This is a genomic window from Streptomyces sp. NBC_01335 (assembly GCF_035953295.1).
Classification (GTDB): Bacteria; Actinomycetota; Actinomycetes; order Streptomycetales; family Streptomycetaceae; genus Streptomyces.
In genome coordinates this window covers 2,407,351-2,420,399 of record NZ_CP108370.1, presented here as the reverse complement: position 1 = coordinate 2,420,399, position 13,049 = coordinate 2,407,351, and the positions used below count along the sequence as shown (strand labels likewise).

The following is a 13,049-nucleotide window of genomic DNA, read 5'->3' as shown; positions in this document are numbered from 1 at the left end:
CGTCTCCCTGCGCGAACAGCCACCGCGGCCGGCCCTTAGCATCGTGCGATGACGCAACCACGACTGGTCGCCACCGACCTCGACGGCACCCTCCTGCGACGTGACGGCAGCCTCTCCGACCGGAATCTGCGCGCGCTGCGGACCGCGCAGGACGCCGGCGCCGAGGTCGTCGTGGTCACCGCCCGGCCGCCCCGGTACCTCGACCAGCTCGCCGACACGACCGGGCTGACCGGCACGGCGGTGTGCAGCAACGGCGCGGTCGTCTACGACATCGCCACCCGTACGGTCACCGCCTCCCGGCCGCTGGCCCTGCCCACCGCCCGGTCGGTGGCCGACCTCCTCGCGGCGGAACTGCCGGAGGTCGCCTTCGGCATCGAGGCGGCGGGCCACATCCACTTCGAACCCGCCTTCCTGCTGCGCTTCTCCGGCGACCCCGCCTTCGAGTCGGTCCTCGCGTCCCGGGAAGCGCTCTGGCAGACCGGTATCCCGCTCGCCAAACTGCTCGCCTGGTCCGACCGCACCGACGCCGACACCTTGCTCGCGACGGTCGAGCGGGTGGCGCCCGGACTCGCCCAGTACACGCACTCCGGCGGGCGCGGACTGCTGGAGGTCAGCGCCACGGGAGTCACCAAGGCGGGCACCCTGTCGCTCCTCTGCGCGGAGCGCGGGCTCACCGCCGCCGACGTCGTCGCCTTCGGTGACATGCCCAACGACCTGGACGTCCTCCGCTGGGCAGGAGCCGGCTACGCCATGGCCAACGCCCACCCCGCCGTCCTCGCCGCCGCCCCGTACCGCACCCTCTCGCACGAGGAGGACGGCGTCGGCGTCGTCCTGGAACGGCTGTACGGGCCCCTCGGCGCAGGGGACCTCGGCGCGGCGGACCTCGGCGCGGCGGACCTCGCTGCGGGGGACCTCGGCGCGGGGGAGGAGCTCACGGTCACCCCGGTCGTCACCCACGTCCCGGCCGCCCCGGTCGTCCCCACCACCCGTGTCACCCCCGTACCGAGGAGCTGACAACGGCCCGCGGGCGCCCGTGAGGACGGCGCAAACACCCGGGACCCCTCGCGGCAACGGACCGGCAACCTCGGCCGGGCAGGCTGGTGCCAGGACGGTACGGGCTCCTCACCCCGAGGAACCCCACCCGGCGCCAGGCATCCCGGCGCCCCCGCACCCCGCACCACGGCGCCCCGTCGTCCCCCGCCCAGTCGCCTTCCGGAACGGAACCCGCAGGCCCATGCAGCGCACCCGGCACTCCGCCCGCCCCACGGGCGACACCTTCGAAGAGGCGCACGGCTCCCCGGCCCTGGTCGCCGTGGCGCACGGCAGCCGGGACCCGCAGGCGCTCCGGACCGTGACGCGACTCCTCGACCGGGTACGGGAGACGCGTCCCGGGCTCGACGTGCGCCTCGGCCACATCGAGCTGAACGAACCGCTGCTGCCGCAGACGCTCGCCGGGCTCGCGGGCGGCTCCGCCGTCCTCGTGCCGCTGCTGCTGGGCCGGGGCTACCACGTCAAGCAGGACCTGCCCGCGCTCGCCGCCGCCGCACCCGCCGTCCGTACCCGCGTCGCCGCCCCGCTCGGCCCCCACCCGCTGCTGGCGGAGGCGCTGTACGGGCGGCTCGTCGAAGCGGGCTGGCCCGCCGGTGGAGGGCCCGCCGGGCGCGGGGACGCCGTCGTCCTGGCCGCCGCGGGGTCCCGCGACCCCGAGTCCGCCGCCGACACCCGGCGCACCGCCCGCCTGCTCGGCGAGTGGCTGGGCGGGGTGCCGGTGGTGCCCGCGTACGCCTCCGCCGCCACCCCCACCGTGGCCGACGCGGTCCGCGCGCTCACCGCCCGGGGGTACCACCGCATCGCCGTCGCCTCGTACTTCACCGCCCCCGGCCGCTTCGCGACGGCGGCGGCGGACGCCGCCCCGGGCATCGCGGCGGCCCCGCTCGGCGCCCACCCCGCGATGGTCCGGCTGCTGCTGCACCGCTACGACCGGGCGCGCGCGGGCGCGGCTGCGGCGGCAGACGGCCTGCCGGCCGGCGAACCGCTCCTCGCGATCGCCTGACCGTCCGCCTGACCGTCCGCCCGCCGCCCGTCCGCGCCCGGTTCCTTCCCGCCCGATCCCGGTCAACTGTCGGACCCGGTCGTTATGGTCGTAACCATGGACGGGACACACGGGATCGGTACGCACGGGACACACCACCACGGGACACGACACACCGACAGCACGGACCGGGACGTACACGACAACGGCCCGGTCCCTTACGGCACGGAGCGGGAACCGGCCGCGCCGGCGCCCTCGGCGCCGCAACCCCCCGCGCTCGCGCCCCACTCACCCCCGGGCTACACCCCCTCCGACACCGCACGCTGGGACACCGAGGCCGACAAGCGCCCCGGCCGCACCGCCTTCCAGCGCGACCGCGCCCGGGTGCTGCACTCCGCCGCGCTGCGCAGGCTGGCCGGGAAGACGCAGGTCGTCACACCCGGCACCCGGGGCGACGCCTGGGACGCCAGCCCGCGCACCCGGCTCACCCACTCCCTGGAGTGCGCGCAGGTCGGCCGGGAGCTGGGGGCGGTCCTCGGCTGCGACCCGGACCTGGTGGAGACGGCCTGCCTCGCGCACGACCTGGGCCACCCGCCGTTCGGCCACAACGGCGAGCAGGCGCTCAACGAGTTCGCCGCCGACTGCGGCGGTTTCGAGGGCAACGCCCAGTCGCTGCGGCTGCTGACCCGGCTGGAGCCGAAGCGGTTCGTCCGCGACCCGCGCACCGGCGAACCGGCCAGCGTCGGCCTCAATCTCTCCCGGGCCGCGCTCGACGCCGCCACCAAGTACCCCTGGCCGCGCGGCGGCCGGCCCACCGACCCGGAATCGGCCAAGTTCGGGGTGTACGAGGACGACCTGCCGGTCTTCTCCTGGGCCCGCGAGGGCGCCCCGCCCGGCCGGACCTGCTTCGAGGCCCAGGTGATGGACTGGTCCGACGACGTCGCGTACTCCGTCCACGACTTCGAGGACGGCCTGCACGCGGGCCACTTCGTCCCCGCCCGCCTGCACGACCCGGCCGAGCGGGAGGCGATCTGGGCGGCGGCCATCGGCCGGTACGTCCCGCCGGACACCGACCCCGAGGAGCTCGCCGAGGCGCTGGACCGGCTCACCGGCCAGGAGTGGTGGCCGCACGCCTACGACGGCTCCGCCGTGGCCCAGGCCCGGCTGAAGGACGCCACCAGCCAGCTCATCGGCCGGTTCTGCCAGGCCGCCGAGACCGCGACCCGCGAGGTCCACGGCCCCGGCCGGCTCACCCGGTACGCCGCCGAACTCGTCGTCCCCCGCGAGGTCCGCGCCGAGTGCGCGGTGCTCAAGGCCGTCGCCGTCCGGTACGTCATGCAGCGCACCGAACAGGAGGCGATCCGCGCCGACCAGCGCGTCGTCATCGCCGAACTCGCCGCCGCGCTCACCGCCCGCGCGCCGGAGGGCCTGGAACCGCAGTTCCGCGCCCTGTTCGAGACCGCGCCCGACGACCGGGCCCGCAAGCGCGTCCTGGTGGACCAGATCGCCGCCCTCACCGACGCCTCCGCCCGCTCCCTGCACATGTACGTCACGAGGCAGGCCCCCTGACGCGCCGTGACCTGCGGGGCGCGGCGGCCGCCCCCGGCGGCGGGGCGGATGATGTGCTGGCACACAGCCGGGCCCGCAACCATGGGACATGCGCCAGGAGGGGCACACCCTCTTTCGCCCTCACCCTGCGTGCGGGAGGCTCGCAGGGTGAGGGCGCCGCGCAGTACGCACCGCGCAGTACGCACTGAGGAGGCAGCAAGTGGTGGACGCACACAGGACGTTCGTCATCGTCGGCGGAGGACTGGCCGGCGCGAAGGCGGCCGAGGAACTCCGCTCGCAGGGGTTCGACGGCCGGGTGATCCTGATCGGCGACGAGCGCGACCACCCCTACGAGCGACCGCCGCTCTCCAAGGGGTACCTCGCCGGAAAGGCGGACCGCGACAGCGTGTTCGTCCAGGAGAAGGGGTGGTACGCGGGCGCCGACGTGGAACTCCACCTCGGCCAGCCGGTCACCTCCGTCGACCGGTACGCCCGTTCGGTCCAGCTCGGCGACAACACCGTGATCCACTACGACAAGTTGCTCCTCGCCACCGGCTCCGAGCCGCGCCGCCTGCCCATCCCGGGCACCGACCTGGTCGGCGTCCACCACCTGCGCCGCCTCGCCCACGCCGACCGGCTGCGCGGCGTGCTCTCCGCCCTCGGCCGGGACAACGGCCACCTGGTGATCGCCGGGGCCGGCTGGATCGGCCTGGAGGTCGCGGCGGCGGCCCGCGGCTACGGCGCCGAGGTCACCGTCGTCGAGCCCGAACCGACCCCGCTGCACGGCGTCGTCGGCCCCGAACTGGGCCAGATCTTCACCGACCTGCACAGCGACCACGGCGTCCGCTTCCACTTCGGCGCCCGCCTCACCGAGATCGTCGGCCAGGACGGCGTGGTGCTCGCCGCCCGCACCGACGACGGCGAGGAGCACCCCGCCCACCACGTGCTCGCCGCGATCGGCGCCGCCCCGCGCACCGGCATCGCCGAGGCCGCCGGGCTGGAGCTCGCCGACCGGGCGCACGGCGGCGGCATCGCCGTGGACGCCTCGCTGCGCACCTCCGACCCGCACATCTACGCCGCCGGGGACGTCGCCTCCGTCGAACACCCGCTCTTCGGCACCCGGCTGCGCGTCGAGCACTGGGCCAACGCCCTGAACGGCGGCCCGGCCGCCGCCCGCGCGATGCTCGGGCAGGACGTGAGCCACGACCGGGTGCCGTACTTCTTCTCCGACCAGTACGACCTGGGCCTCGAGTACTCGGGGTGGGCGCCGCCCGGCAGCTACGACCAGGTCGTCATCCGGGGCGACGCGCGCAAGCGCGAGTTCCTCGCCTTCTGGCTGCGGGACCGCCGCGTGCTGGCCGGGATGAACGTCAACGTGTGGGACGTCACGGAGACCGTCCAGGCGCTGATCACCGCCCGCTCCCAGCAGGACCCGGACGCCCTGGCCGACCCCTCGGTCCCGCTCGAATCCCTGCTCTGACCGATCCGCACGCCGTTCCCGTACCCGTCCCGCACGCCTGCCGGCCCCGCCCGGGACCCGTCCCGTACACGAAGCTGCGCCGCACCTCCGTGTACGGGACATGCCACCGGCAACCGCCCGGTGCACCTGCGCGCTCCGGGGGCGCTCCCGGGGTGCGCCCGGGCGCGCGCCGTCAGGAGACGGTCGGCAGCCACTCCTCGTCGTCCGGGGCGTCGGGGGCCCGGACGCAGCTGGCGGCGACGGTGACCCGGAGGGTGGTGTCCTCCGGTGCGTCGAAGGTCACCGTGAGACGGACAGCGGCACCCTCGGTGGGCGGGGCGTCGCGCTCGGCCGTGACATGGGCCGGAATCCCGTCGTCCGTATTCCCCTCGACCGTCCACCCGTCCGCCGCCATCGCCTGGGCCGCGGCGCTGATGGCGCCCGTCGCCCCGTGGTGCGGCAGGTCGTGGACGCGCCAGCGTTCCGTGAGGCGGTAGGCCCCGGGCACGACGTCCGTGCCCGTGAGGAGCCTGTCCGCGGAGCAGTGGGAGGCGGAGATCCCGTCGTCGGTCCGTGCGGCTCCCGACAGCCCGCCCGCGGTGACGACCCTGTCCGAGGCCGCCCGTACCACCGAGACCGCCCCGCCGAGCGCCGCCTCGGGATACTCCGGCCCGCCGCACCGGTTCAGCCCCACCAGGGCCGCCCCCACCGCCACGACCGCGACCGCCCACCGTCCGTACCGCACATGTGCCCCCACCAACGAATGACGTGATCGCGTCAGCCTATGCAAGGGCGTCCTCCGCCCGCACGAAGGCGTCCTCCCTGCCTGTGGAAGGGCCTCCTCCCGGCCCGCGCCTCCCGGCCAGGACGGCAACCCCTCGCGCCCCCGTAGACTTCTCCCGTGGCTGGCAGGATCAATGACGACGACGTGAAGGCGGTACGGGACGCGGTCCCGATCGACTCCGTCGTGTCCGAATACCTCCAGCTCAAGAACGCGGGCGGCGGAAACCTCAAGGGACTCTGCCCCTTCCACGACGAGAAGTCCCCCTCCTTCCAGGTCAGTCCCTCCAAGGGCCTGTTCCACTGCTTCGGCTGCCAGGAGGGCGGCGACACCCTCGCGTTCGTGATGAAGATCGACCACCTCACCTTCTCCGAGACGGTCGAGCGCCTCGCCGCGAAGGCGGGCATCACCCTGCGCTACGAGGAGGGCGGCTACAACCCCTCCCACCAGCGCGGCGAACGCATCCGGCTGATCGAGGCCCACCAGGCAGCCGCGAAGTTCTACGTCGAGCAGCTCGACGGACCCGAGGCCGAGATCGGCCGGAAGTTCCTCGCCGAGCGCGGCTTCGACCAGGCCGCCGCCGCCCACTTCGGCGTCGGCTACAGCCCCGCCGGCTGGGACCACCTCACCCGCTACCTGCGCGGCAAGGGCTTCAGCGACAAGGAACTCATCACCTCCGGCCTCTCCCAGGACGGCCGGCGCGGCCCGATCGACCGGTTCCGGGGCCGGCTGATGTGGCCCATCAGCGACACCGCGGGGGAGATCGTCGGCTTCGGCGCGCGCAAGCTGCGCGACGACGACAACGGCCCGAAGTACCTGAACACCCCCGAGACCCCCGTCTACAAGAAGTCGCAGGTCCTCTACGGCATCGACCTCGCCAAGAAGGACATCGCCAAGGCCAGCCGCGCCGTCGTCGTCGAGGGCTACACCGACGTCATGGCCTGCCACCTGGCCGGCGTCACCACCGCCATCGCCACCTGCGGCACCGCCTTCGGCAACGACCACATCAAGATCCTGCGCCGCCTCCTGATGGACAACGGCAGCGCCCGCGTGATCTTCACCTTCGACGGCGACGCGGCCGGCCAGAAGGCCGCCCTGCGCGCCTTCGAGGACGACCAGAAGTTCGCCGCCGAGACCTACATCGCCATCGCGCCCGACAACATGGACCCGTGCGACCTGCGCCTGGTCAAGGGCGACGACGCCGTCCGCGACCTGGTCGAACCCCGCACCCCGCTCTTCGAGTTCGCGCTCCGCCAGATCGTCGGACGCTACGACCTGGAGACCCCGGCCGGCCGCGCCGCCGCCCTGGACGAGGCCGCGCCCGTCGTCGCGAAGATCAAGACGAGCAGCGTCCAGCGCGAGGTGGCCGTCCAGCTCGCCGGGCTCGTCGGCATCCTCGACCAGGAGTACGTCGTCCACCGCGTCCACCAGCTCGCCCAGTGGGCGCGCGGCCGGGGCGGCGACGGCGGCGGCCGCCAGGGCAACGGGAGCAAGCAGACCCGCCCCGGCGGCCGGCACCAGAACGTCGCGCCCGTCTCCATCGCCCCCTCCGGCCCCGCGCTCAACCTCCGCAGCCCCGCCCACCGCACCGAACGCGAGCTCCTCAAGCTGGCCCTCCAGAAGCCCGCCCTGGTCTCGCCCGCCTTCGACGCGTACGGCTCCGACGAGTTCACCGCCCCGCCCTACGCCGCGGTGCGCGAGTGCATCGCCGAGGCGGGCGGCGCCGAACAGGGCGTCGCCGAGCCCCGCGACTACCTGGCCGCCGTCCTGGACGCGACCCCGCACGACTCCGTACGCAAACTCGTCACCGAGCTGGCCGTCGAGGTCTTCCACGGCAAGTCCATCGACGAGACCTACGCGGGCATGCAGCTCGTCCAGGTCCGGCTGCGCGCCGTGGACCGCCGGATCGCCGACGTCAACAGCAGCCTCGCCCGCCTCGGCTCCCAGGTCGCCCCGGACCACCTCGCCGCCGCGCAGAACGAGGTCTGGGTCCTCCAGCAGTACGCCCAGGCGCTCCGCAGCCACGGCACCGACGCGCTCTGACACCCGGCCTCCGACACCCTCCGCGTACGCGGAACCGCCCCGACACCCGGCGCGCACGCGGATCGGCGGCACCGAAAAAGTCGCCGCACGCCCCTCGTGGCGGTGTTGTGCCGTACGCCACACTGGAGGGCGGTGCCTGAGTCATCGGAGCGCGTCGGCCCACCGAGGGCGGACCCCGTCCCCGCGTTCCGGCAGCGATCACCTGGAGGTCGCCCCCGTGCAGACCCGGACCGTGACGAGTACGACGGACCACGCCCCCGCGTATGCCCCCGCGTACGTTCCCGCGATTCTCCCGCAGAGCAGGGCCGCGCACCATCCGGAGAGCGGGGCCCGGCCGCCCGCGCCCCCCGACGCCGTGCTGGAGGAGCAGGACGACGAGGAGACCGCACCCGCCGCACCCCCGGGCCGGGCCGGCGGCCACACCGGGGCCGGATCGGACCTGCTGCGCCAGTACCTCCGCGAGATCGGCCGCGTGCCGCTGCTGACCGCCGCCGAGGAGGTGGAGCTGGCCCGCCGCGTCGAAGCCGGGCTGTTCGCCGAGGACCGCCTCGCCACCGGCCCCCGCCCCGACTCCCGGCTCGCCCACGACCTCGACCTGATCGTCGTCCTCGGCCGCAACGCCAAACGCCGCCTCATCGAGGCCAACCTCCGGCTCGTCGTCTCCGTCGCCAAGCGCTACGTCGGACGCGGCCTCACCATGCTCGACCTGGTCCAGGAGGGGAACGTCGGACTCATCCGGGCCGTCGAGAAGTTCGACTACACCCGGGGCTACAAGTTCTCCACCTACGCGACCTGGTGGATCCGGCAGGCGATGTCCCGCGCCCTCGCCGACCAGGCCCGCACCATCCGCGTCCCGGTCCACGTCGTGGAGCAGATCAACCGCGTCGTCCGGGTACGCCGCCGGCTCCTCCAGGAACGCGGCTACGAGCCCGCCGCCGAGGAGGTCGGCGCCGAACTCGAACTCAGCGGCGAACGCGTCCGCGAGGTCCTGCGGCTCGCCCAGGAACCCGTCTCCCTGCACGCGCCGGTCGGCGAGGAGGACGACGTCTGCTTCGGCGACCTCATCGAGGACGGCGACGCCGCCTCACCCGCCGAGTCGGCGTCCTTCCTGCTGCTGCGCGAACACCTGGAAGCCGTGCTCTCCACCCTCGGCGAACGCGAACGCCGGGTCGTCCGGCTCCGCTACGGCCTGGACGACGGACGCTCCCGCACCCTGGAGGAGATCGGCACGCTCTTCGGCGTGACCCGCGAACGCATCCGCCAGATCGAGGCCAAGACCCTCGCACGGCTCCGCGGCCACGCCTACGCCGGACAGCTCCGCGGCTACCTCGACTGACCCCCCGGGGCCCCACGGCCCCACCACAACGCCGGAGGGCGCCCCCGGACGGCCGCAGGGACCGTCCAGGAGCGCCCTCAGCGCCCCGCGGGCCTCAGTCGACCTCGGCCAGCGCCTCGGCGAACTGCGCCGCGTACAGCCGCGCGTACGCGCCCTTCGCCGTCAGCAGCTCGTCGTGCGAGCCCTGCTCCACGATCGAACCGTTCTCCATCACCAGGATCACGTCGGCGTCCCGGATCGTGGAGAGCCGGTGCGCGATCACGAAGCTGGTCCGCCCGTGCGCGAGACGCGCCATCGCCTTCTGGATCAGCACCTCGGTACGGGTGTCCACCGAACTGGTCGCCTCGTCGAGGACGAGGATCACCGGATCGGACAGGAACGCCCGCGCGATGGTGATCAGCTGCTTCTCGCCCGCGCTGACCCCGGTGCCCTCGTCGTCGATGACCGTGTCGTAGCCCTCGGGGAGGGTACGGACGAACCGGTCCGCGTGGGCCGCGCGGGCCGCCTCCTCGATCTCCTCCCGGGTGACCTCGCGCGCGGCGCCGTACGCGATGTTCTCCGCGATCGAACCGCCGAACAGCCAGGTGTCCTGGAGGACCATCCCTATCCCGGACCGCAGTTCGTCGCGCGACATCCGCGCCACGTCCACGCCGTCCAGCACGATCCGGCCGCCGGTCACCTCGTAGAACCGCATCAGCAGGTTGACCAGCGTGGTCTTTCCCGCACCCGTCGGACCCACGATGGCCACCGTCTGCCCCGGCTCCACGCTCAGCGACAGATCCTCGATGAGCGGCTTCTCCGGGTCGTAGCGGAACGACACGTTCTCCAGCCGCACACTGCCCAGCAGCTCGGCGGGACGCTCCGCGTCCACCGGGTCCGCCCCCTGCTCGTCGGCGTCCAGCAGCTCGAAGACCCGCTCGGCCGACGCGACACCGGACTGCAGCAGGTTCGCCATCGACGCGACCTGCGTCAGCGGCATCGAGAACTGCCGCGAGTACTGGATGAACGCCTGCACGTCACCGATCGACAGCGAACCCGACGCCACCCGCAGCCCGCCGACGACCGCGACCAGCACGTAGTTCAGGTTCGACACGAACATCATCAGCGGCTGCATGATCCCGCTGTTGAACTGCGCCTTGAACCCGGCCTCGTACAGCGCCTCGTTCTCCTCGGCGAACCGCTCCGCCGACTCGTCCTGGCGCCCGAAGACCTTCACCAGGCTGTGCCCGGTGTACATCTCCTCGATGTGGGCGTTGAGCTTGCCCGTCACCTTCCACTGCTGCACGAACTGCGGCTGCGAACGCTTGCCCACCCGCGACGCCACGACCACCGACAGCGGCACCGTGACCAGCGCCACCAGCGCCAGCAGCGGCGAGATCCAGAACATCATCACCAGCACGCCGACGATCGTCAGCAGCGAGTTGATCAACTGCCCCATCGTCTGCTGGAGCGTCTGCGAGATGTTGTCGATGTCGTTCGTCGCCCGGCTCAGCACCTCACCGCGCTGCTTCTGGTCGAAGTACGACAGCGGCAGCCGCGACAGCTTCGTCTGGAGATCCTCGCGGAGCTGGAACACCACCCGGTTGATCATCCGGATCGACAGCCGCGTCGACACCAGCATCAGCAGCCCGGCACCGACGTAGACCGCCAGCACCGCCAGCAGCACATGGCCCACCGCGGTGAAGTCGATGCCCTGCCCCGGAGTGAAGTCCACCCCGGAGAGCAGGTCCGCCATCGCGCCGTCGCCCTTGTCCCGCAGCGCCTGGATCGCCTGCGCCTTCGTGGCGCCCCCGGGCATGCTCCGCCCGATGACCCCGCCGAAGATCAGGTCCGTCGCCGCGCCCAGGATCTTCGGCCCGACCACCGACAGCCCCACGCTCAGCACACCCGCGAGGAGCATCAGGTACAGCGAGGACTTCTCCGCGCTGAACCGCCCCAGCAACCGCTTGGCCGACCCCTTGAAGTCCGCGGACTTGCTCGCGGGCGCCCCGGCCATCATCCGTCCGCCCGGCCCGGCCATTACGCCGCCTCCGCTTCCGTCAGCTGGGAGAGAACGATCTCCCGGTACGTCTCATTGCCGTCCATCAGCTCGCGATGGGTACCCGTGCCCACGACCCGGCCCTCGTCCAGGACGAGAATCCGGTCGGCGTCTCGGATGGTCGACACCCGCTGCGCGACGATCACCACCGTCGCCCCCGCCGTCTCCCGCCCGAGCGCCGCACGCAGCGCCGCGTCGGTCGCGTAGTCGAGCGCCGAGAACGAGTCGTCGAAGAGATAGATCTCCGGCTTGCGCACCAGCGTCCGCGCGATGGCCAGACGCTGCCGCTGACCACCGGAGACATTGGTGCCGCCCTGCGCGATCGCCGAGTTCAGGCCGTTGTCCAGCCGCTCCACGAACTCCTTGGCCTGCGCCACCTCCAGCGCGTGCCACAGCTCCTCGTCGGTCGCGTCCGGGTTCCCGTACCGCAGGTTCGACGCCACCGTCCCCGAGAAGAGGTACGGCTTCTGCGGGACCAGGCTCACCGTCTTCGCCAGCAGCGCCGGATCCAGCGTCCGCACGTCCGTACCGTCGACGAGGACCTCGCCCTCCGTCACGTCGAACAGCCGCGGCACCAGCCCCAGCAGCGTCGACTTCCCGCTGCCCGTCGACCCGATGATCGCGGTCGTCTCGCCGGGCCGGGCCACCAGGTCCACCGTGCGCAGCACCGGCTCCTCGGCGCCCGGGTAGCGGAACTCCGCACCCCGCAGCTCCAGATGGCCGTGGCGGCGCAGCTCCGTCACCGGGGCGACGGGCGGCACCACGCTGGACTCGGTCTCCAGGACCTCGTCGACGCGCTCCGCGCACACCTCGGCGCGCGGCACCATCATGAACATGAAGGTGGCCATCATGACGGACATGACGATCTGCATCAGATAGGACAGGAACGCCGTCAGCGCGCCGATCTGCATCCCGCCGCTGTCGATCCGGTGCGCACCGAACCACACCACCGCGATCGACGACACGTTCACCACCGTCATCACGGTCGGGAACATCAGCGCCATCAGCCGGCCCGTGGACACCGCCACGTCCGTCAGCTCCGTGTTCGCGCCCCGGAACCGCTCCACCTCGTACCCGTCGCGCACGAAGGCGCGGATCACACGGTTGCCGGTGATCTGCTCGCGCAGCACCCGGTTCACCGTGTCGAGCCGCTTCTGCATCGTGCGGAACAGCGGCCGCATCTTCCGGACGATCAGGCTCACCGCGATCCCCAGCAGCGGCACCACGGCCAGCAGCACGGAGGAGAGCGGCACGTCCTGGCCGAGCGCCATGATGATCCCGCCGACGCACATGATCGGCGCGGACACCATCAGCGTGAAGCTCATCAGGACCAGCATCTGGATCTGCTGGACGTCGTTGGTCGTACGGGTGATCAGCGAGGGTGCCCCGAACCGGGCGACCTCACGGGCCGAGAACGACTGCACCCGGTCGAAGACCGAGGCCCGCAGGTCGCGGCCGAGCGAGGAAGCGGTCCGCGCCCCGAAGTAGACGGCGCCGATGTTGCAGACGACCTGGACGACGCTGACGGCGATCATCACGCCGCCGTACTCCAGGATGTAGCCCGTGTCGCCCTTCACGACACCGTTGTCGATGATGTCGGCGTTCAGGCTGGGCAGGTAGAGCGAGGCGCAGGTCTGCAGGAGCTGGAGGAACACCAGCAGCAGGATCGGCCTTCGGTAGGGGCCCAGGAAGGACCTGAGCAGTTTTATGAGCACGCGTGTCTCTCGGGTCGGCGACGGCAGAGGCCGAACCATCTTGCCGTGCGCACCTCCGTGGGGACGAACCGTTTTCCCCAAGCCGGAGTCAAGAAGC

Annotated in this window: 9 protein-coding genes; 6 read left to right on the top strand and 3 right to left on the bottom strand. The window is 72.7% G+C overall.

From position 1 onward, the window contains the following. Positions 1-48 precede the first annotated feature (48 nt). The 4 genes from OG599_RS10340 (at position 49) to OG599_RS10325 (ending at position 5,060) form a co-directional block, all read left to right on the top strand. Entirely contained in the window at positions 49-1,014 is a 966-nt protein-coding gene (locus tag OG599_RS10340; protein WP_327175679.1) for an HAD family hydrolase, read from the top strand. 220 nt (positions 1,015-1,234) lie between these two features. Next, positions 1,235-2,053: a sirohydrochlorin chelatase gene (locus tag OG599_RS10335; protein WP_327175678.1), complete on the top strand. Its 819-nt coding sequence runs from the start codon at positions 1,235-1,237 to the stop codon at positions 2,051-2,053. Positions 2,054-2,149: 96 nt separating this feature from the next. Further along, positions 2,150-3,601 carry a deoxyguanosinetriphosphate triphosphohydrolase gene (locus tag OG599_RS10330; RefSeq protein WP_327175677.1) on the top strand — a complete coding sequence of 484 codons (1,452 nt, stop codon included), beginning with the start codon at positions 2,150-2,152 and terminating at the stop codon, positions 3,599-3,601. A gap of 199 nt (positions 3,602-3,800) precedes the next feature. Further along, complete coding sequence (locus OG599_RS10325; protein ID WP_327175676.1) at positions 3,801-5,060, top strand: NAD(P)/FAD-dependent oxidoreductase; 1,260 nt, start codon at positions 3,801-3,803, stop codon at positions 5,058-5,060. A 172-nt stretch (positions 5,061-5,232) separates the two neighbouring features. On the opposite strand, the gene OG599_RS10320 is transcribed toward OG599_RS10325, so the two are convergent. After that, the gene (locus OG599_RS10320; RefSeq protein WP_327175675.1) at positions 5,233-5,784 is read right to left on the bottom strand and encodes a hypothetical protein; all 552 of its coding nucleotides are present in this window, start codon (positions 5,782-5,784) and stop codon (positions 5,233-5,235) included. Positions 5,785-5,940: 156 nt separating this feature from the next. Here OG599_RS10320 and dnaG point away from each other — a divergent pair, with 156 nt between their 5' ends. Both dnaG and OG599_RS10310 read left to right on the top strand, forming a co-directional pair. Then, complete coding sequence (gene dnaG, locus OG599_RS10315; RefSeq protein WP_327175674.1) at positions 5,941-7,863, top strand: DNA primase; 1,923 nt, start codon at positions 5,941-5,943, stop codon at positions 7,861-7,863. 217 nt (positions 7,864-8,080) lie between these two features. Next, the gene (locus OG599_RS10310; protein ID WP_442809409.1) at positions 8,081-9,199 is read left to right on the top strand and encodes an RNA polymerase sigma factor; all 1,119 of its coding nucleotides are present in this window, start codon (positions 8,081-8,083) and stop codon (positions 9,197-9,199) included. A 94-nt stretch (positions 9,200-9,293) separates the two neighbouring features. On the opposite strand, the gene OG599_RS10305 is transcribed toward OG599_RS10310, so the two are convergent. Continuing rightward, positions 9,294-11,219, bottom strand: coding sequence for an ABC transporter ATP-binding protein (locus OG599_RS10305; protein ID WP_327175673.1), 1,926 nt, complete (start codon positions 11,217-11,219; stop codon positions 9,294-9,296). Next, positions 11,219-12,952, bottom strand: coding sequence for an ABC transporter ATP-binding protein (locus tag OG599_RS10300; protein WP_327175672.1), 1,734 nt, complete (start codon positions 12,950-12,952; stop codon positions 11,219-11,221). Before OG599_RS10300 ends, OG599_RS10305 begins: the two co-directional genes overlap by 1 nt. Between the last annotated feature and the right edge of the window lie 97 nt (positions 12,953-13,049).